The 17,665-nt window shown below is 65.4% G+C and carries 18 protein-coding genes and 1 other RNA gene; 8 read left to right on the top strand and 11 right to left on the bottom strand.

Features of this window, described 5'->3' with window-relative positions:
• Positions 1-243 precede the first annotated feature (243 nt).
• Positions 244-1,929, top strand: coding sequence for a SulP family inorganic anion transporter (locus FAZ21_RS03760; protein ID WP_211243353.1), 1,686 nt, complete (start codon positions 244-246; stop codon positions 1,927-1,929).
• A 45-nt stretch (positions 1,930-1,974) separates the two neighbouring features.
• Here FAZ21_RS03760 and FAZ21_RS03755 read toward each other — a convergent pair whose 3' ends face one another.
• From FAZ21_RS03755 to msrQ, 6 genes are all read right to left on the bottom strand, one after another.
• The gene (locus FAZ21_RS03755; RefSeq protein ID WP_136771938.1) at positions 1,975-2,694 is read right to left on the bottom strand and encodes an anaerobic ribonucleoside-triphosphate reductase activating protein; all 720 of its coding nucleotides are present in this window, start codon (positions 2,692-2,694) and stop codon (positions 1,975-1,977) included.
• Positions 2,695-2,714: 20 nt separating this feature from the next.
• A complete protein-coding gene (gene nrdD / locus FAZ21_RS03750; RefSeq protein WP_136771937.1) occupies positions 2,715-2,894 on the bottom strand; it encodes an anaerobic ribonucleoside-triphosphate reductase in 180 nt (59 codons plus the stop codon).
• Positions 2,895-3,009: 115 nt separating this feature from the next.
• Positions 3,010-5,007: a ribonucleoside triphosphate reductase gene (locus tag FAZ21_RS03745; protein WP_136771936.1), complete on the bottom strand. Its 1,998-nt coding sequence runs from the start codon at positions 5,005-5,007 to the stop codon at positions 3,010-3,012.
• A 203-nt stretch (positions 5,008-5,210) separates the two neighbouring features.
• Entirely contained in the window at positions 5,211-5,666 is a 456-nt protein-coding gene (locus FAZ21_RS03740; RefSeq protein ID WP_136771935.1) for a threonine/serine exporter family protein, read from the bottom strand.
• On the bottom strand, positions 5,663-6,421 hold the full coding sequence (locus FAZ21_RS03735; RefSeq protein WP_169307233.1) for a threonine/serine exporter family protein: 759 nt from the start codon (positions 6,419-6,421) through the stop codon (positions 5,663-5,665). Before FAZ21_RS03735 ends, FAZ21_RS03740 begins: the two co-directional genes overlap by 4 nt.
• Before the next feature lie 10 nt (positions 6,422-6,431).
• Entirely contained in the window at positions 6,432-7,007 is a 576-nt protein-coding gene (gene msrQ, locus FAZ21_RS03730) for a protein-methionine-sulfoxide reductase heme-binding subunit MsrQ (RefSeq protein ID WP_136771933.1), read from the bottom strand.
• A gap of 91 nt (positions 7,008-7,098) precedes the next feature.
• Between msrQ and proB the strand changes: the two genes are divergently transcribed.
• The gene (gene proB, locus FAZ21_RS03725; RefSeq protein ID WP_136771932.1) at positions 7,099-8,217 is read left to right on the top strand and encodes a glutamate 5-kinase; all 1,119 of its coding nucleotides are present in this window, start codon (positions 7,099-7,101) and stop codon (positions 8,215-8,217) included.
• A 160-nt stretch (positions 8,218-8,377) separates the two neighbouring features.
• Here the strand turns inward: proB and FAZ21_RS03720 are convergent, their stop codons facing one another.
• The 3 genes from FAZ21_RS03720 to FAZ21_RS03710 form a co-directional block, all read right to left on the bottom strand.
• A complete protein-coding gene (locus FAZ21_RS03720; protein WP_136771931.1) occupies positions 8,378-9,514 on the bottom strand; it encodes a glycerate kinase in 1,137 nt (378 codons plus the stop codon).
• 839 nt (positions 9,515-10,353) lie between these two features.
• A complete protein-coding gene (locus FAZ21_RS03715) occupies positions 10,354-10,956 on the bottom strand; it encodes a CNP1-like family protein (RefSeq protein ID WP_136771930.1) in 603 nt (200 codons plus the stop codon).
• Between the two features lie 42 nt (positions 10,957-10,998).
• Positions 10,999-12,051, bottom strand: a complete 1,053-nt coding sequence (locus tag FAZ21_RS03710) for a cation diffusion facilitator family transporter (RefSeq protein WP_136771929.1) — start codon at positions 12,049-12,051, stop codon at positions 10,999-11,001.
• Between the two features lie 171 nt (positions 12,052-12,222).
• Here FAZ21_RS03710 and FAZ21_RS03705 point away from each other — a divergent pair, with 171 nt between their 5' ends.
• From FAZ21_RS03705 to rnpB, 4 genes are all read left to right on the top strand, one after another.
• Positions 12,223-12,450 carry a sulfurtransferase TusA family protein gene (locus FAZ21_RS03705; RefSeq protein ID WP_136771928.1) on the top strand — a complete coding sequence of 76 codons (228 nt, stop codon included), beginning with the start codon at positions 12,223-12,225 and terminating at the stop codon, positions 12,448-12,450.
• Between the two features lies 1 nt (position 12,451).
• Positions 12,452-13,489, top strand: coding sequence for a dihydroorotase (gene pyrC, locus FAZ21_RS03700; protein WP_136771927.1), 1,038 nt, complete (start codon positions 12,452-12,454; stop codon positions 13,487-13,489).
• A complete protein-coding gene (locus tag FAZ21_RS03695) occupies positions 13,486-13,953 on the top strand; it encodes a hypothetical protein (protein ID WP_136771926.1) in 468 nt (155 codons plus the stop codon). The genes pyrC and FAZ21_RS03695 overlap by 4 nt, the downstream gene beginning before the upstream one ends.
• 10 nt (positions 13,954-13,963) lie before the next feature.
• Positions 13,964-14,507, top strand: an RNA gene (gene rnpB / locus FAZ21_RS03690) — RNase P RNA component class A.
• Between the two features lie 126 nt (positions 14,508-14,633).
• Here rnpB and FAZ21_RS03685 read toward each other — a convergent pair.
• Both FAZ21_RS03685 and FAZ21_RS03680 read right to left on the bottom strand, forming a co-directional pair.
• Complete coding sequence (locus FAZ21_RS03685) at positions 14,634-15,083, bottom strand: GNAT family N-acetyltransferase (protein WP_136771925.1); 450 nt, start codon at positions 15,081-15,083, stop codon at positions 14,634-14,636.
• Positions 15,084-15,236: 153 nt separating this feature from the next.
• Complete coding sequence (locus FAZ21_RS03680) at positions 15,237-15,497, bottom strand: accessory factor UbiK family protein (protein WP_136771924.1); 261 nt, start codon at positions 15,495-15,497, stop codon at positions 15,237-15,239.
• Positions 15,498-15,753: 256 nt separating this feature from the next.
• On the opposite strand from FAZ21_RS03680, the gene glnK reads away from it, so the two are divergent.
• Together glnK and amt are read left to right on the top strand one after the other, a co-directional pair.
• The gene (gene glnK / locus FAZ21_RS03675; protein ID WP_136771923.1) at positions 15,754-16,092 is read left to right on the top strand and encodes a P-II family nitrogen regulator; all 339 of its coding nucleotides are present in this window, start codon (positions 15,754-15,756) and stop codon (positions 16,090-16,092) included.
• A gap of 23 nt (positions 16,093-16,115) precedes the next feature.
• Positions 16,116-17,612, top strand: coding sequence for an ammonium transporter (gene amt, locus FAZ21_RS03670; RefSeq protein WP_136771922.1), 1,497 nt, complete (start codon positions 16,116-16,118; stop codon positions 17,610-17,612).
• Positions 17,613-17,665: the final 53 nt, after the last annotated feature.

Here is a 17,665-nt window from a genome sequence, read left to right as displayed (position 1 = left end):
CGATATAAACATACCGACTCCCTCTGCTATGTTGCGCTGCGGCAAAGGATGCCTTCATTGTCGGACTGTGCTATCGGATATGGAAATTGAATGTTCTTTGGCTATCGATAGCATGGCGCTATGCCTTCCGTTTTAGAGCGATGGCATGAGACTCGGCAATGATGGGATCGGTACCCAGCCGCTCGAAGGCGCGGGTGCGTGTGCTGCTTCGCCATTCGTCGTTTCGCCGGTTATGCTGCGACGATGAAAATCGTTTCCATCCTTAGCGCGTGGATGCCGGGCCTGGGCACGCTGTTGCATTACCGTCGGGACTGGCTGCGCGCCGACGCACGTGCCGGGCTGTCGGTGGCCGCGGTGGCATTGCCGGTGGGCGTCGCCTATGCGGAGCTGGCGGGCATGAGCCCGGTCGCGGGCCTGTACGCCAGCGTGTTGCCGATGATGGTGTACGCGCTGTTCGGCACGTCGCGCCAACTGATCGTGGGGCCGGATGCCGCCACCTGCGCCATGGTGGCCGCCACGCTGGTGCCCATCGCACGCGGCAACGCCGAGCTGTATATCTCGCTGTCCGTGACATTGGCGTTCCTGACCGGCGCGCTGTGCCTGATCGCCAGCCGGCTCAAGCTTGGCTTCCTGGCCGACCTGCTGTCGCGCCCCATCCTGCTGGGCTTTCTCAATGGCGTGGCGATCAGCATCGTCGTCGGGCAACTGGGCAAGGTCTTCGGCTTTCAGTATCGCCACGCCAACCTGCTGGAACGACTGGGTGAATTGCCCGGCAACTTGTGGCCGGTGCAATGGCCGGTGGTGCTGGTGGCGCTGGCGGCACTGGGCGTGTTGTGGGCCTCCAACCGCTGGCTGCCACGCCTGCCCAGCGCACTGGCCGCGATGGTGGTCTGTGGCCTGGGCGTATGGTTGCTGGGGCTGGACCAGCGTGGTGTGGCGGTGGTCGGGCCGGTGCCGGCGGGTCTGCCGCAACTGCACTGGCCATCGCTGCCATTGCGGAATCTGGGTGAACTGCTGGGCGCGGCGGCCGCGCTGGCGCTCGTGAGCTTCAACAGCGCCATGCTCACTGCGCGCAGCTTCGCGGCCAAGAACCGCTACGACGTCGATGCCGACGGCGAATTTCGCGCATTGGGTGCCGCCAATATCGCCGCAGCGTTGTCGCAAGGCTTCGTGATCAGTGGGGCGGATTCGCGCACAGCGGTGAATGACGCCAACGGCGGCCAGACTCAGATGGTCAGCGTGATCGCCGCCGCTACCATCGCGCTGGTGATGCTGGTGTTGACCGGGCCGCTGGCCTATGTGCCGCAGGCGGCACTGGGTGTAGTGCTGATCTATGCCTCGCTCAAGCTGGTGGACTGGCGCGGCCTGTGGTCGCTCCGGCGTTACAGCCGGGGCGAGTTCCTGCTGGCGCTGGGCACCACGGTGGGTGTTGCTTTTGTCGGCGTGATGCCGGGCGTGGGATTGGCGGTGACGGTGGCGGTACTGCGGTTTCTGATGCGCGTGGCACGGCCACGCGAAAGCCTGCTGGGCGTTTACCCGGATCGTGACAGCTTCCACGACCTGGCCATCCACCCCGGCGCGGCGGCGGTGCCTGGGATGATGGTGTATCGCTTCGAATCACCACTTACCTTTTTCAACGCCGCCTACTTCAAGCACCGGGTGCTGGCGCTGGTCGATACCGCCGAAACGCCGGTGTACTGGCTGGTGATCGACTCGCTGCCAATCACCCAGTTCGACCTGACCGCGCTGGCGATGCTGCGCGAACTGAACGCGGAGCTGGCTGAGCGCGGCGTGACGCTGGCCTTTGCCGGCCGGCGCGAGGAATGGCTGAACTGGTTTCGCGAACGCGGCAAGACGCCGGATGAGCGCCTGTATTCCACCCTGCAAGCTGCGCGGCGCGACTTCAACGCGAAGATGGCGGGGAGGTGAATGAAACCCCACATCAAGGTTGGAATTTCGCCGTTTTCTACGCCCTCAACCGCGCACGGTGAAATGCTCGAAGCGGGCTTCCAGGTGTGCCAGCGTTTCGGCATCCGGCGGTAGGGCGGGCAGGCGTAGTAGTTCGTCGTCCAGGCAACCGTCGCCGCGAAACAGTTGCAGCGCGAAGTCCCGCACGCCGCTGGCGGCCAGTTGATCGGCCAGTTGTCGCAGTTGCTCCGCGCTGTGCAGTTGCGGATGCGTGGTGGTGCGGCATTCGAACGGCACTCCGCTCGTTGCCAGCATCGCCAGCGAGCGCCGCGCGGGGTCGCCGCTATTACGGATCAGCGTGACGCCAGGGTAGTGGTCGAACTGGTGCTTTACGTCGAAGCCGACCCAATCCAGGTAGGGCAGGCAGGCGTGCAGGCGATCTGGATAGGCGCCGCCGGTGTGCAGTCCCACCTTGAAGCCGAGCGCCTTTACCTGCGCGATCATGCGCGGCATCAGCGGTTCGGCCAGCGGCTCGCCGCCGCAGAACACCACGCCGTCGAGCAAGCCCTTGCGCATCGGCAGCCATGCCAGGATTTCATCCCACGACGGCAGGCCGGGCTGGCGCTCGCGCTTTTGCAGGTGCGGGTTGTGGCAGTACCGGCAGCGCCAGGGGCAGCCGGCGGTGAAGACCACGCACACCAGGTGACCGGGGTAGTCACAACTGGAAAACGGCACGAACCCACCCAGCTTGGGGCTTCTGGGTTGCTCGTCGTGCGGGTCGTTCATCGCGGGTTCCTGCACCGGGGTCATTGCTCTTTGAAGAACTTGCGGTCGGCGAACTCGCCACGCTTGCCAACGTTGAATGCGGAAACCGGGCGGTGGTAACCCATCACGCGGGTCCACACTTCGCAGCGGGTGCGTTCCTCATCGGCCAGGGCGACGACGGGTTGCGGTTGCAGGTGCTTTTGTTGCGACAGATCGGTCATGGCATTTCTCCAGAAAAAGGCGGGGCGGGCGCGGGTCCCGCACGCCCCGCAAGGCTCACCAACTTCGAATCACACGCAAAACCCGTTGGCGATTGCCGGGCTTTGCTGCGATTCCTCACGGACAAGCGCAGCGGTTCTTGCGGGCCAGCAGTTCCGCATCGCACTTGGGGCAAAACTCGTGGTGACCCGCCAGGTAGCCGTGCTTGGGGCAGACCGAGAAGGTGGGGGTCACGGTGACATAGGGCAGGCGATAGTTCTCCAGCGAGCGACGCACCAGGCGGCGGCAGGCTTCGGACGACGACACCGCTTCGTTCATGTACAGGTGCAATACCGTGCCGCCGGTGTACTTGCGTTGCAGTTCCTCCTGCCGGGCCAGCGCTTCGAACGGGTCGTCGGTGAAGCCCACCGGCAATTGCGTCGAGTTGGTGTAGTACGGCTGGTTGACGGTGCCGGCCTGCAGGATCTCCGGATAGCGCTTGCGGTCTTCCTTGGCGAAGCGGTACGTCGTGCCTTCGGCTGGCGTGGCTTCCAGGTTGTACAGGTGACCGGTTTCCTCCTGGAACTGCACGATGCGCATCCGCACGTGATCCATCAGGCGGATCGCCAGCGCGTGGCCTTCCACCGTGCTGATGTCTTCGCGGTCGTTGGTGAAGTTGCGGATCATCTCGTTCACACCGTTTACGCCCACGGTGCTGAAGTGGTTGCGCAGCGTGCCCAGGTAGCGCTTGGTGTACGGGTAGAGGCCGGCATCGATCAGGCGCTGGATCACCTTGCGCTTGAGTTCCAGCGATTGCTTGGCCAGGTCCAGCAGGTGATCGACGCGATACAGCAGCCCGGCTTCGTCGCCCTTGAACTCATGTCCGATGCGGGCGCAGTTGAGCGTCACCACGCCCAGGCTGCCGGTCTGCTCGGCGCTGCCGAACAGGCCGTTGCCACGCTTGAGCAGCTCGCGCAGGTCCAGTTGCAGGCGGCAGCACATCGACCGGACCATGTGCGGTTCCAGGTCGGAGTTCAGGAAGTTCTGGAAATACGGCAGGCCGTACTTGGCGGTCATCTCGAACAGCAGTTCGGTATTGGGATGATCCCAGGCGAAATCGCGGGTGATGTTGTAGGTGGGGATCGGGAAGGTGAACACTCGGCCCAGCGCGTCGCCTTCCATCATCACTTCGATGTAGGCGCGGTTGATCATGTCCATTTCATTCTGGAGATCGCCGTAGCAGAACGGCATTTCCTTGCCGCCCACGTAGGGCACCTGTTCGCGCAGGTCTTCAGGGCAGATCCAGTCGAAGGTGAGGTTGGTGAACGGGGTCTGCGTACCCCAGCGGCTGGGGACGTTCAGGTTGTAGATCAGCTCCTGGATGTACTGCTTCACCTGGGTGTACGACAGCGCGTCCACCCGGACGAAGGGTGCCATATAGGTGTCGAACGAGCTGAAGGCCTGGGCGCCGGCCCATTCGTTCTGCAAGGTGCCGAGGAAATTGACGATCTGGCCGATAGCGGCTGAGAAATGCTTGGGCGGGCGGGCTTCCACCTTGCCCGGCACGCCGTTGAAACCTTCGTGCAGCAGGCGGCGTAGCGACCAGCCGGCACAGTAGCCGGACAGCATGTCCAGATCATGGATATGGATGGCGCCGCTGCGGTGTGCCTCGCCCACTTCGGGCGGGTACACGTGGTTGAGCCAGTAGTTGGCCACCACCTTGCCGGCGGTGTTGAGGATCAGGCCACCCAGGCTGAAACCCTGGTTGGCGTTGGCGTTCACCCGCCAGTCGCTCTGCTCCAGATATTCGTTGATGCTCGATGCCACGTCCACCACGGTGCGGGTGTCCTGACGCAGGCGGCGGTGCGCCTCGCGGTAGGCGATATAGGCGCGTGCGGTGGCAATGAAGCCAGACCCCAGCAATGTCGTTTCCACCGCATCCTGGATCGACTCGATATGCGGCGTGCGGCCCGGGGTCAGCAGGCCGATTGCCGATGCGGCCAGCGTATTGGCTTGGTCGGCATCGAATTCGCCGGTGGCCGCGCCGGCGCGTTGCAGGGCGTCGGCGATCTTGGTGCCATCGAACGGCACGATGCGGCCGTCGCGCTTCTCGATGTACTGGGGCAGGGAAGCCATCGACAATCCTCAATATCTAGTGTTTTGTTGGAATCAGCACACAATATATTGTGGATTTGGTGAAACGGGGAGAGGTAAGCAGCCCCAATCCGTCGCGCTTTGACGAAGATCAAAAGGGCGCTGAGGGCGCCGCGAAAATCGCGCAGCCGACATTGCGAACACGTCGATGGCAACAGAGGAACGGAGCCGGAAAGTCGCCGCAATCAGCGGCGTGGCCAGAGCAGCATGGGGGCGGCAATGCCGATGGCGAGCGCCAGCATGATCATCACAGCCTTGACGGCATATACGCCGGCATCCAGCAGGAAGGCCTCGCCACCGACGCTGGTTTCCACGCTGGCGATGCCGAGCAGCGCCTGCGCCGCCTTGTACATCGAGACGCCGGGCACCAGCGGAATGGCGGCACAGACGCTGTAGACCTCCGATACCTGCCGGGTACGCCGGCCCCACCAGCCCGCCGCAACGCCGATCAGCAGGGCCGCCACCAGCGTGGCCAATACGATGTCGCTACCCGCCACCATCATCGCGCGGCGCGCAGTGTGGCCGGCGATGGCCAGCAGACAGGCCGGCAGCAACGTGCGTGGCGGCACGTTGAACAACACGGCGAAGCCCAGCGCCGCTGGCGCCGCCCACAGCTCCAGCCACCAACTCGCGGCGTTCAATGGACCACCCGCAAGGCAAGGCTGACGCCGACGCCGATGCCGGCGATGATCACCGCGCTCATCGTCAGGCGTACGCCGCCGTTCAGGTAATTGCCGGAGAGCATGTCCGCCATGGCGTTGATCAGCGGCACGCCCGGAATGAGGAACAGCACCGATGCGGCGATGGCGGGCTCCGGAGTGTACGAAAACTGCTTCGCCAGCAGCCCGACCACCAGGGCGGCGATCGCGGCGGTGACGGTGGCGAAGATAAAGGGTTTGTAGTGCCGTGCCGCCATCCACAGGCGTACCCAGCTACCGATTCCCGAGCCCAGCAGCGTGACCAGCACGGCGGCCAGGTCGCCACCGAACAGGGCGGCGAAGCCACCACAGGCCAGGCCGACGGTGAGGGCGGTCAGCCAGCGCGGGTAATAGTTGGGACGGCTGCGCAGGTCGTCGAGCAGCGACTCGAAGGCGCCGGGCCCGATACGGCATGCCTCCAGTGCATTCACCGCGCGGCCGACGCCGGTCAGCGTGCGGAAATTGACGCCCATGTGGGGGGCCTTGTGGAACACCGTGCGCTGGCGGCCATTGAGCTCGACGGTGACGCCCAGGTTGAGCGAGGACACGATGGTATGCACCGTGTCGGCGCCCAGCGCGCGCGCGGTACGGCTCATGATCTTTGCAGTGCGTGCCGTGTCGCCGCCGGACTGGTGGACCAGGGTGCCGGCGGCCAGCACCAGCCGGCAGAGGTGAGTGGGGTCGCGAACGCTCTTCATGCAGGACATTCTAGGCAAGCGTTCGCCTCCTGCGTTGCCACGCATCAATTCTCCAGCCCAGCAACATTGCCAGTACCACGGCATAGATCGCCGGCTCGGTGATGTCGCGCTTCACCAGCCACCAGAAATGCAATACCGCGAGGATGGCGATCGGGTAGATCAGCCGATGCAGCCGCGCCCAGTTGCGCTTCAGCCGCCGCATCATGGCGTCGGTCGAGGTGACCGCCAACGGAATCAACAGTACGAAGGCGCTGAAACCCACGGTGATGAACGGCCGCTTGACCACGTCGTGCCACATCGCACCCAGATCGAACTGGTGATCCAGCGCCAGCCAGGTGAGGAAGTGCAGACAGGCATGAAAGAACGCGAACAGCCCCAACATGCGCCGCAGCCGGATCAGTTCGTTGTGCCCGGTGATCCGTCGCAGCGGCGTGATCGAGAGCGTGATCAGCAGGAAGATCAGCGCCCATAGTCCGGTCTGGTGCGTGACGTACTCCACGGGGTTCACCGCGGCGGGCACGCGCCAGGCGGTCCAGGCCAGAGGGCCCAGGCAGAGCAGGAATACCACGGTTTTCAGACGGCGCATCACTGAATTCCGGTCAGGGTTGGCGGGTGGGGCGGCTATGTCGGCAAGGGGGCGGCGCGGCTATAATCCTGGGCTTCCCGGGGAGTGCATCATGAACAGTATCGTCCAGTCCGCGCAGCGCATCGTCGTCAAGGTGGGTTCCAGTCTCGTCACCAACGAAGGACGCGGCCTGGATCATACGGCGTTGACGCGCTGGGCCGCCGAGATCGCCGAACTGACGCGGCTGGGCAAGGCGGTGGCGCTGGTGTCGTCCGGCGCGGTGGCCGAAGGCGTGGCGCGGCTGGGCTGGAAGGAAAAGCCCAAGGCGGTACACGAAAAGCAGGCCGCCGCCGCCGTGGGCCAGATGGGATTGTGCCAGGCCTACGAAACCGCCTTCCGCCAGCATGGTCTGAAGACGGCGCAGGTACTGCTGACGCACGAGGACATGTCCGATCGCACGCGCTATCTCAACGCGCGCTCCACGCTGCTGACGCTGCTGTCGCTGGGCGTGATCCCCATCATCAACGAGAACGACACCGTGGTCACCGCCGAGATCCGCTTCGGCGACAACGATACGCTCGGCGCACTGGTGACCAACCTGATCGAAGGCGACGTGCTGGTGATCCTGACCGATCAGCAGGGCCTGTACACCGCCGACCCGCGTCGGGATCCGGCCGCCACGCTGATCCAGCAGGCGGTGGCTGGCACGCCGGAGCTGGAAGCGATGGCCGGCGGTGCCGGCTCCAGCGTCGGCACCGGCGGCATGTACACCAAGGTGATCGCGGCCAAGCGCGCGGCGCGTAGTGGCGCCGCCACGGTAATTGCCTGTGGCCGTGAGCCGCAGGTACTGACGCGGCTGGCCGCGGGCGAGGCCATCGGCACCGAGCTGGTGGCACAGACCACGCCGCTGGCGGCCAAGAAGCAATGGATCGCTGATCACCTGCAACTGCGCGGTCGGGTGACGGTGGACGACGGCGCTCGCCGCGCAATGGTGGAGCGCGGTTCCAGCCTGCTGCCGATCGGTGTGGTGGCCGTCGAGGGCGAATTCCATCGCGGCGAGGTGGTGAGCTGCATGGACGTCGAAGGCCGCGAAATCGCGCGCGGACTGGTCAACTACGGCGCGATCGAAGCACGGCGCATCGTGCGCTTGCCCACCGGCCAGATCGAAGCCGTACTGGGCTACGTGGACGAAGCCGAACTGATCCATCGCGATAATCTGGTGCTGGTTTAAAAAAGCCGATCCCGAACTTCCAAATCTTGAAACGCAAGGGGGCACAGAGAACACAGCGCTACATGGAGAAAACCCAAGGCAGATCGCGATCGAAAGGCACGATCTCTGACCTGGTCTGTTTTCCTCTGTGATTCTTCGTGTTCTCTGTGCTTTCTGTGTTTCAAGATTCAGGGTTGCCCAACCATCCCCCCACCCGCAAAGCCGCCGCGACATTGCGCGCGGTGGTTTCCAGGTTCTGGGCAGCTTCGGCCAGTGCCTGTTCCCGGCTACAGGGCCGAGGTAGCACCGGGAACACCGCCTGGAAGTGCGCTGCAAGTGCTTCCACGCCGTCGCCCAGGCTGCCGGCGATGCCGATCACCGGTTTGCCATGCCGCGCCGCCAGCCGGGCCACTGCATAGGGTGCTTTGCCGTGCAGCGTCTGCATATCCATCCGCCCTTCGCCGGTGACGACCAGATCGGCATCGGCGATCTCGGCATCCAGCCCGGTGCTGCGCAGCACGTACTCCGCGCCGGTGATCCGGGTCGCACCCAGCGCCAGCAGCGCGGCGGTACAACCGCCCGCTGCGCCGGCCTGATCGAGCGGAATGGCGCGCAGATCGCGAGCCAGGATGGGGGCATAGTGGGCCAGCGCGGCGTCCAGTATCGCGACCTGCTCGGGCGAGGCGCCTTTCTGCGGCGCGAACACCTGCGCGGTGCCCTCCGGGCCAAGCAGTGGATTGTCCACGTCGCAGACCGCTTCAATGGTGCAGCCCGACAGTCGCGGGTCCAGCCCGGCGCGGTCGATCCGTGCCAGCCGCGCCAGTGCGGCGCCGCCAAAGCCCACCGGCTGGTCGCTGCTGTCGAGCAGGCGCGCACCCAGCGCCTGCAAAATGCCGGCGCCACCATCGCAGGTGGCGCTGCCGCCCAGGGTGACCAGCAGATGGCGCGCGCCGGCATCGAGCGCGGCGATCATCAGTTCGCCGATGCCGTAGGTGGTGCTCGTCGTCGGATCGCGCAATGCGGGGGGCACCAGTGCCAGGCCGGCCGCCTCGGCAAGCTCGATGATGGCGATATCGCCGGCCAGCCCCCAATGGGCGCCGACACATTCGCCCAGTGGGCCGGTGACGGTGGCGTGGCGCCGCTGGCCGTTTGAGGCGGCGAGCAATGCGGCCAGCGTGCCTTCGCCGCCATCGGCGATAGGTCGCAGCACGAAGTCGGCATCGGGAAAGACGTGGGCAAAGCCGTCACGCAGGCACATTGCCACGGTGGCGGCGTCCAGGCTTTCCTTATAGGCGTCGGGAGCGATGACGATCTTCATTCGGCCTCCGGGGTGTTGGTGCCCGGCGGTGGGTAGCCAGGTGCGAATAGGCCCCCGGCGAAGCCGGGCGCGAAACGGTAGCGATATGCCGGCAGTGGCCTCCCGCTTGATTGATTCCACTCCCCCCGCCCTCGCCGCTGCGAGGGAGCCTCGCTGTATGCGGCTCGCGGAGGAGGGGCGTCCAGCGGTGGTGAGCCACGTGCGATAGGCCCCCGGCGAAGCCAGGGTGCGAAACGGTAGCGATATGCCGGCAGCGGCCTCCCGCTTGATTGATTCCACTCCCCCCGTCCTCGCCGCCGCGAGGGGGCCTCGTTGTATGCGGCTCGCCGTGGAGGGGCGTCCAGCGGTGGTGAGCCACGTGCGATAGGCCCCCGGCGAAGCCGGGCGCGAAACGGTAGCGATATGCCGGCAGCGGCCTCCCGCTTGATTGATTCCACTCCCCCCGCCCTCGCCGCCACGAGGGGGCCTCGCTGTATGCGGCTCGCCGTGGAGGGGCGTCCAGCGGTGGTGAGCCAGGTGCGATAGGCTCCCGGCAAAGCCGGGCGCGAAATGGTAGCGACGCGCCGGCAGCGGCCTCCCGCTTGATTGATTCCACTCCCCCCGCCCTCGCCGCCGCGAGGGAGATTCGCTGTATGCGGCTCGCCGTGGAGGGGCGCCCAGCGGTGGTGAGCCAGGTGCGATAGGCCCCCGGCAAAGCCGGGCGCGAAACGGTAGCGATATGCCGGCAGCGGCCTCCCGCTTGTTTGACTGCCACCACGAGGAGCCCGCTGCACTCGGAGTGGTTCCGTTTCCTTGGGGCGCCGGCATGGCCCGGAGGGGGAAGCATGCCGGTCTGACGATCAGCCGCGCGACCGGCAGCCCAGGCAATCGCCGGGTTGTTTGTCGGTATCGCGCAATTGCTTGTCGATCTCGGGCACGGGGTAGGCGGTGCCGCCGTTGCACATTACATCGTAGAACTCGCCCTGGTAGGCGTTGCGCTGGTTTTTCACCAGGCGCTTCCAGCGCTGGTTGCCGTCGATCCATTTCTTGCCGGTTTCGTCGCCATAGGCGTAGACACGGTACTGGCGGCTCTTGCAGTCGATGCCCTCGAAGCTGATGTTCTTCAGCTTGCCGCGCTTGGGCAGGACGGCGGCGGCGTAGCGGACGATGCCGTCGTCCTGGCCCACGCTCAGGCTGTCGAGCGCGATGTAGTAGTCGTTATTGCGCAGGGTGTAGCTGGCGTTGAATTGCTGCCACAGTTTCAGGTCGGCCAGTGCCGGCTTCGTAAACGCCTGTTCCGGTGGGGGCGGCGGGTTATCGCTGCCGAAAACGCGGTCCAGCACCTTGTCGGTGGTGCTGTCGTTGCCCGTGACGTCTTCCGGACGCAGGCCGGACTCACCGTAGGCCCCGGCGAGGACGGTGGCGGAAAAGCAAAGAGTAAGCAGGGCGATCAGGTATTTCATGAATGACTCCACAAGAGCGGCCGATGCTAAAGCGGCGGCCGGTCAATGTCGATGGCTGTGATGGTCGTGCTCGTCCGGCGAGGCGTGATCGTCGTCGTGGTCATGCGGCGTCGCCACCGGCTTGATTGGAATATGGCGGCCAGCGCGCTGGAAGAACCAACTGGGTTGCAGGGTCACATGGGCGATGCCATAGCGCTCGGCGAGCATGCGGGTCAGCCGCGCCAGCAGCGCCGGCCATTCCTTGGGCGATTCGATGACCAGATGCGCGGAAAGTGCGATGCGGCGCTGCGCGATTTGCCAGACGTGCAGGTCGTGTACCTGCTTCACGCCCTGCTCGCGCGCCAGGCTGTAGCCGATGTCCTCCAGGTCGAGGTGGCTGGGCACGCCTTCCATCAGCAGGTGCGTCGACTGGCGCAGCAGGTTCCAGGTGGAGCGCAGGATCAGCAGACACACGGCGATCGACAGCAGCGGGTCGATGGGTTTCCAGCCAGTGAAATAGATGACCGCGCCGGCGGCGATGGCGGCCACCGAGCCGAGCAGGTCGCCCAGCACGTGGATCATCGCGGCCCGGCTGTTCAGGTTGTCGTGATCGTGGGAGAGCGTCCAGGCCGAGATCATGTTCACCAGCAGCCCGATCACCGCGATCACCATCACGCCCATGCCGTTCACCGGCTGCGGCTGCAATAGCCGGGCGACGGCCTCCACGGTGATCCAGACCACCAGCCCGATCATGGCCACGCTGTTGATCAGTGCGCCGATCACCTCCGCGCGGGAGTAGCCGTAGCTCTGGTGCGCGTCGGCGGGGCGTTGGCCGATCACGCTGGCGATCACCGCCAGCAGTAGTGCGGCGGCGTCGGTGAACATGTGGCCGGCGTCGGAAATCAGCGCCAGCGAGCCGGTCCATACCCCGCCCACCAGTTCAACCACGCCGAAGCCGCCGGTGACGATCAAGGCGATCAGCAGACGTTTTTGCGAGGTCGGCGCGCCATGATGATGATGGTGGTGCGCGTGGTCGAACGCGTGATCGTGATCCTGATTGTGGCCGCCTGCGGCATCGTGCGGATGCTGGTGCGGGTGTTGGTCGGTCAGCGCCATGAAGCCGGGTTCCAGATGAGATGGATCAGGGTAGGAGCGTGCCCCGATCGTCCGGCCTTGGCAATGCCCCGGGGCCGGTGCTTTTTGCGCATCGGGCGTCGCGCCACGCGGTTACCTGCCGCACTGGCGCTTCAGCGTAAAATCGAGCCTTTGCGATCCTGCCCCGACGCCATGACCCCCGCGCTCGAAATCGACCTGTCCGGCCTCAACTGCCCCTTGCCCATCCTGCGCGCCAAGAAGGCGCTTGCCACGTTGCACAGCGACGATCTGCTGGCGGTAATCTGCACCGATCCGGCCACGCCGACCGACTTCGCCGCTTTTTGTCGTCAGACCGGGAACGAACTGGTCGAGTCGGCGACCCACGACGGCAAATTCCACTTCCTGATCAAGAAACGCTGACATGAACTCCCTGACGATCACCCGCCCCGACGACTGGCACCTGCACTTGCGCGATGGCGCATTGATGGCTTCGGTACTGCCGCATACCGCGCGCGAGTTCGCTCGCGCCATTGTCATGCCCAATCTCAAGCCACCGGTCACCACGGTGGCGCTGGCCGCGGAATACCGCCAGCGCATCCTGACGGCATTGCCGGAAGGCAGCGACTTCCAGCCGCTGATGACGCTGTACCTGACCTCTGGCCTGACGCCGGACGAGGTGGTCCGTGCGCGGGACAGCGGCTTCGTGCAGGGCGTGAAACTGTACCCGGCTGGGGCCACCACCAACTCCGAGGCCGGCGTGGCCGGGCTGGACGGCGTGATGCCGACGCTGGAAAGAATGGCGGAGATCGGCCTGCCGTTCCTGGTGCATGGCGAGGTCACCGATCCGGCGGTGGACGTGTTCGACCGCGAGGCGGCGTTCATCGAGTGCGTAATGGTTCCGTTGCTGCAACGGCTGCCGACGCTGAAAGTGGTGTTCGAGCACATCACCACGCGCCAGGCGGCGCAATTCGTGCTGGAGGCGGGCGACAATGTCGGCGCAACGGTCACGCCGCAGCATCTGCTGATGAACCGCAACGCCTTGTTCCAGGGCGGCATCCGTCCGCATCACTACTGCCTGCCAGTACTCAAGCGCGAAGAACATCGTCGCGCGCTGATGACCGCCGTGGCGTCGGGCTCGCGCAAGTTCTTCCTCGGCACCGACAGCGCGCCGCACGCGCAGCACACCAAGGAAACCGCCTGCGGCTGTGCCGGTATTTATTCCGCCCACGCGGCGCTGGCCTTCTACGCCGAGGCGTTCGAAGCGGCGGGCGCGCCGGACAAACTGGAAGCCTTCGCCAGCTTCAACGGCCCCGATTTCTACGGTCTGCCGCGCAACACTGGCACGGTTACGCTGGTGCGCGAATCATGGGCGGTGCCCACGTCGTATCCCTTCGGCGAGCACGACGTGGTGCCGCTGCGCGCCGGCGAATCGCTGTCGTGGCGGCTGGCCGGGCAATGATCGTCCATCGCACCGCTTTCCGGCCCGGCTGGTGGATCGCCGCCGCGCTACTGATCGCGGCGGCCTGGTGGGGGCAGCCGTTGTTGTCGGGCGCCAGCTTCGAGCACGGTTTCTTCGGCCTGTTCTGGTACACCATGCTGGCGCTGGCCACGGTGCTGTGGGCGGTGCCGGCCGAACAGGGCTGGGACGGGCATATGCTCTACCGCCGCTGGCGCCTGCTGGGGCTGGCCACATTGCGCGAACAACGCCACGCCCCGGGCGAATTCACCCGCATCGTGCTGGAGCACGAAGCCGGTGTATTCGGCTGGCACCGCGTCTGGCTGGTGTTCGAGGGTGAGCACCGTTTCGTGTTCGGCCACTGGCGCGCCAGCGCCTCCAACCTGGCCTGGGCCGACGCGCTGGCGAAGCAGTTGGCGACGGCCACCGGCATTCCGATTGCCGAACCGGGCGCCGAGGCCGGATAATGGCGCCCGCAAAGCAGGACGGACCGTCGCTGCCGTGGTGACACGGGGGAGGAAAGTCCGGGCTCCATAGGGCAGGATGCCGGCTAACGGCCGGGCGGCGAAAGCCGACGGACAGTGCAACAGAGAGCCGAACCGCCGATGGCGCGGACTGCGCGGCGCGCAAGCGCCGCAAAGGCTCCTTTCCGGGAGGCTTCGGCCAAGCGGACGAGGGGACGCCGAGCGCAAGCAAGGTGACCGCCCGGTCTGGGACGCATGCGGACCAGACCGGCTGGGTTGAAAGCGCGATTGAAGCGCGCCGGACCAGGCACAGGCAAGGGTGAAAAGGTGTTCCCGTCGGGGAACCCCCGTGAGGGGGCGGTAAGAGCGCACCGCAGGACTGGCAACAGGACTGGCAGGGTAAACCCCATCCGGAGCAAGACCAAGCAGCAGGCGTTGAAGCGGCCCGCCGAGTCTGCGGGTAGGTTGCTGGAGCGCCGTGGTAACGCGGCGCCTAGAGGAATGACGGTCACCCTCGCAAGAGGGGACAGAACCCGGCTTACAGGCCTGCTTTGCAGCTTGATTCAAACAAAGACGCCACCTCTCGAGGTGGCGTCTTTGTTTACGGCGAGGTGTGCGGGGTAACGTCGGCAGCAACGGTTTTGATGTTGCTTTTACTCCTCACACCTCACCGCGCGAACCGCCTACAGCTTCAGCACGAACTGCAAGAACCCCATTTCACGGCGGAAGCCCTGGCTCTGGTATAGCCGCTGCGCGCCGACGTTGTCGGGCGCGGTTTCCACGCGCAGTTGCAAGGCGCCCGCACCGCGCGCCGCCACCTCCACCGCCTGGAGCAACTGGGTGCCCACGTGCGAGCCGCGCGAGGTTGGTGCGACAAACAAGTCATTCAGAATCCAGATCGGCCCGGCGGCGAGCGACGACAGGCTGGGATACGCCTGGGCGAAGCCGGCGAGCCCTTGCGCGGCATCGACGACGAACAGGCGGGAATCGCGCAACTCCAGCCGCATCGCGATGAACTCGCGCGCCAGCGCGGCGTCGGCGGGACGGCCATAAAACTGGCGGTATTGATCGAACAGGATGGCGAGCGCGTCGAGATCGCTGCCGGTGGCGCTGCGGGGGCGGGCGTTGTTCATGGGGGCGGACCTGTTCAGTGAAGGCCGGATGATCGGAGTATCCGGCTAAAGCAAGAAGGGTGCCGCATGGACCACGTGTCCTGCGACACCCTTGTTGCGCGGTCCGCAGACCGGCGCGTCGGGAAGGCCGGTGGCCGCCTGGGGCGACCTGTCCTATAGCCCGTCCTGCGGGTTGTTGGCGTGCAGCTTGGCCTCCAGCTCGGCGATGCGCGCCTCCAGCTCTGCGAGCTTTTCGCGGCCGCGGGCGAGGACTTCCTGCTGGATCTCGAATTCCTCCCGCGTGACCAGATCCATGCGGGTGAACGCCGACGACATCATGGCGCGCACGTTCTTTTCCACATCCTTGGCCGGGCTGTTGGCAATGGCGTCCGAAATCTTGCTGGCGATTTCGTCGAAGAATTTCTCTTTCAGCATGTGCGGCTCCTCATGTTGGTCGGAAGTCAGTGTAGCAGACGATCTATGGCCGTCAGGGAGTTGGACGCGCCGCGTCGGCGTGCGTTCCATGCACCAATCAGGTGCCTCTTCGTGCTTTGGCGACCACGCGCTGCGCCGAGGCAGTGCGTGCAGCGCCGCGCTACGGCGCATGGCCTTGCAATGGCGGGGTTCCGGCGCTTGGCACGCTTTCTGCTGACCTTGCCGTCGTCATCACCCGGCCTACGAGGAATCAACCATGAAATTCGTTACCGCCATCATCAAGCCGTTCAAGCTCGATGAGGTTCGCGAGGCACTGTCGTCCATTGGCGTCCAGGGCCTGACCGTGACCGAAGTAAAGGGGTTCGGTCGCCAGAAGGGGCACACCGAGCTGTATCGCGGCGCCGAGTATGTCGTCGATTTCCTGCCCAAGGTGAAGGTGGAAGTCGCCATCGCCGACGATCTGGTCGAGCAGACCATCGAAGCCATCGAGAAGGCCGCGCAGACGGGCAAGATCGGCGACGGAAAGATCTTCGTGTTCGACCTGCAACACGTGGTGCGTATCCGGACCGGTGAAACCGGCGAATCCGCTATCTGAGCTTTTCAGGGAAGGAGATACCAATGAAAAAGCTGTTTGCGTCGCTCGCGCTGTTCGGCGCGATGCTGTTCGCGGCACCGAGCTTCGCTGAAGAAGCATCCGCCGCTACCGCCGCCTCCGCGCCGGTTGTCGCCAGTGCCGCCGAGGCCAAGCCGGCCGCCGCGGTCACCCCGGCCAGCGCACCTGTCGCCGCCGAGGCACCCGCCCCCTCGCTCAATAAGGGTGACAACGCCTTCATCATGATCTGCGCGGCCTTCGTCATCCTGATGTCGATCCCTGGCCTGGCGCTGTTCTATGGCGGCCTGGTGCGCTCCAAGAACATGTTGTCGGTGCTGATGCAGGTATTCACTGTGTTCAGCCTGATCAGCGTGCTGTGGCTGGTCTACGGCTATAGCCTGGCGTTCACCGAGGGCAACGCGTTCTTCGGATCGTTCGGCAAGGTGCTGCTCAAGGGTGTGACGCCGGATTCGCTGGCCGCTACCTGGAGCAAGGGCATCGTCATCACCGAGATGATCTACGTGGTATTCCAGGGCGCGTTCGCTGCCATCACCTGCGGTCTGATCGTCGGTGCGTTCGCCGAGCGCGTGAAGTTTGCCGCGGTGCTGGCCTTCATCGTGATCTGGTTTACCTTCGCCTACCTGCCGATGGCGCACATGGTGTGGTACTGGGCCGGTCCGGATGCCTACACCTCCGCCGACGCGGCAACCGCCGCCACGGCCACCGCCGGTTATCTGTTCCAGGATGGCGCGCTGGATTTCGCCGGTGGCACCGTGGTGCACATCAACGCTGCCGTGGCCGGTCTGGTCGGCGCCTACATGGTTGGCAAGCGCATTGGCTTCGGTCGCGAAGCGATGACGCCGCACAGCCTGACGCTGACCATGGTCGGTGCTGCCCTGCTGTGGTTCGGCTGGTTCGGCTTCAACGCCGGCTCCGCGCTGGAAGCCAACGGCATCGCCGCACTGGCGTTCCTGAACACCGTCGCCGCCACCGCGCTGGCCGCTCTGTCGTGGACCGCCGCCGAGTGGTTGTTCAAGGGCAAACCGTCGATGTTGGGCGCGGCCTCTGGCGCCGTGGCCGGCCTGGTTGCCATCACCCCGGCCTGCGGTTTCGTCGGTGTCGGCGGCGCACTGGTCATCGGCCTGATCGCCGGCCCGTTGTGCCTGTGGGGCGTGCATGGCCTGAAGCGCCTGCTGGGCGCCGACGATGCACTCGACGTATTCGGCGTGCACGGCGTGGGTGGCATCTTCGGTGCGCTGGCTACCGGCGTGCTGGCTGCGCCGCAACTGGGCGGCACGGGCATCTGGGATTACGTGGGCAACGCCGTCGCGGCCGACTACTCCATTGCCGGCCAGCTCAAGATCCAGGCCATCGGCGTGCTGGTGACCATCGTCTGGTCCGGCGTGGTGTCGATCGTCGCCTACAAGGTGGTGGACCTGCTGATCGGCCTGCGTGTGAAGGAAGACGAAGAACGCGAAGGGCTGGATGTGACCAGCCACGGGGAAAAGGCCTACAACATGTAAAGGCTGGAAAGGGAGAAGGGAAAGAGGGAAGGGTAAAACCAGAAGTGCCAGGC

The organism is Chitiniphilus eburneus, from assembly GCF_005048205.1.
GTDB classification, from domain to species: domain Bacteria; phylum Pseudomonadota; class Gammaproteobacteria; order Burkholderiales; family Chitinibacteraceae; genus Chitiniphilus; species Chitiniphilus eburneus.
The sequence above is the reverse complement of the archived record's forward strand: the minus strand, read 5'-3'. Positions and strand labels throughout refer to the sequence as shown.

What these genes read in the sequence shown, in the direction of transcription:
- FAZ21_RS03760 (WP_211243353.1), top strand. Translation starts at nt 244, where the DNA reads ATGAAAATCGTTTCCATCCTTAGCGCGTGGATGCCGGGCCTGGGCACG.
- FAZ21_RS03755 (WP_136771938.1), bottom strand. Translation starts at nt 2,694, where the DNA reads ATGAACGACCCGCACGACGAGCAACCCAGAAGCCCCAAGCTGGGTGGG.
- nrdD (WP_136771937.1), bottom strand. Translation starts at nt 2,894, where the DNA reads ATGACCGATCTGTCGCAACAAAAGCACCTGCAACCGCAACCCGTCGTC.
- FAZ21_RS03745 (WP_136771936.1), bottom strand. Translation starts at nt 5,007, where the DNA reads ATGGCTTCCCTGCCCCAGTACATCGAGAAGCGCGACGGCCGCATCGTG.
- FAZ21_RS03735 (WP_169307233.1), bottom strand. Translation starts at nt 6,421, where the DNA reads ATGAAGAGCGTTCGCGACCCCACTCACCTCTGCCGGCTGGTGCTGGCC.
- msrQ (WP_136771933.1), bottom strand. Translation starts at nt 7,007, where the DNA reads ATGCGCCGTCTGAAAACCGTGGTATTCCTGCTCTGCCTGGGCCCTCTG.
- proB (WP_136771932.1), top strand. Translation starts at nt 7,099, where the DNA reads ATGAACAGTATCGTCCAGTCCGCGCAGCGCATCGTCGTCAAGGTGGGT.
- FAZ21_RS03720 (WP_136771931.1), bottom strand. Translation starts at nt 9,514, where the DNA reads ATGAAGATCGTCATCGCTCCCGACGCCTATAAGGAAAGCCTGGACGCC.
- FAZ21_RS03715 (WP_136771930.1), bottom strand. Translation starts at nt 10,956, where the DNA reads ATGAAATACCTGATCGCCCTGCTTACTCTTTGCTTTTCCGCCACCGTC.
- FAZ21_RS03710 (WP_136771929.1), bottom strand. Translation starts at nt 12,051, where the DNA reads ATGGCGCTGACCGACCAACACCCGCACCAGCATCCGCACGATGCCGCA.
- FAZ21_RS03705 (WP_136771928.1), top strand. Translation starts at nt 12,223, where the DNA reads ATGACCCCCGCGCTCGAAATCGACCTGTCCGGCCTCAACTGCCCCTTG.
- pyrC (WP_136771927.1), top strand. Translation starts at nt 12,452, where the DNA reads ATGAACTCCCTGACGATCACCCGCCCCGACGACTGGCACCTGCACTTG.
- FAZ21_RS03695 (WP_136771926.1), top strand. Translation starts at nt 13,486, where the DNA reads ATGATCGTCCATCGCACCGCTTTCCGGCCCGGCTGGTGGATCGCCGCC.
- FAZ21_RS03685 (WP_136771925.1), bottom strand. Translation starts at nt 15,083, where the DNA reads ATGAACAACGCCCGCCCCCGCAGCGCCACCGGCAGCGATCTCGACGCG.
- FAZ21_RS03680 (WP_136771924.1), bottom strand. Translation starts at nt 15,497, where the DNA reads ATGCTGAAAGAGAAATTCTTCGACGAAATCGCCAGCAAGATTTCGGAC.
- glnK (WP_136771923.1), top strand. Translation starts at nt 15,754, where the DNA reads ATGAAATTCGTTACCGCCATCATCAAGCCGTTCAAGCTCGATGAGGTT.
- amt (WP_136771922.1), top strand. Translation starts at nt 16,116, where the DNA reads ATGAAAAAGCTGTTTGCGTCGCTCGCGCTGTTCGGCGCGATGCTGTTC.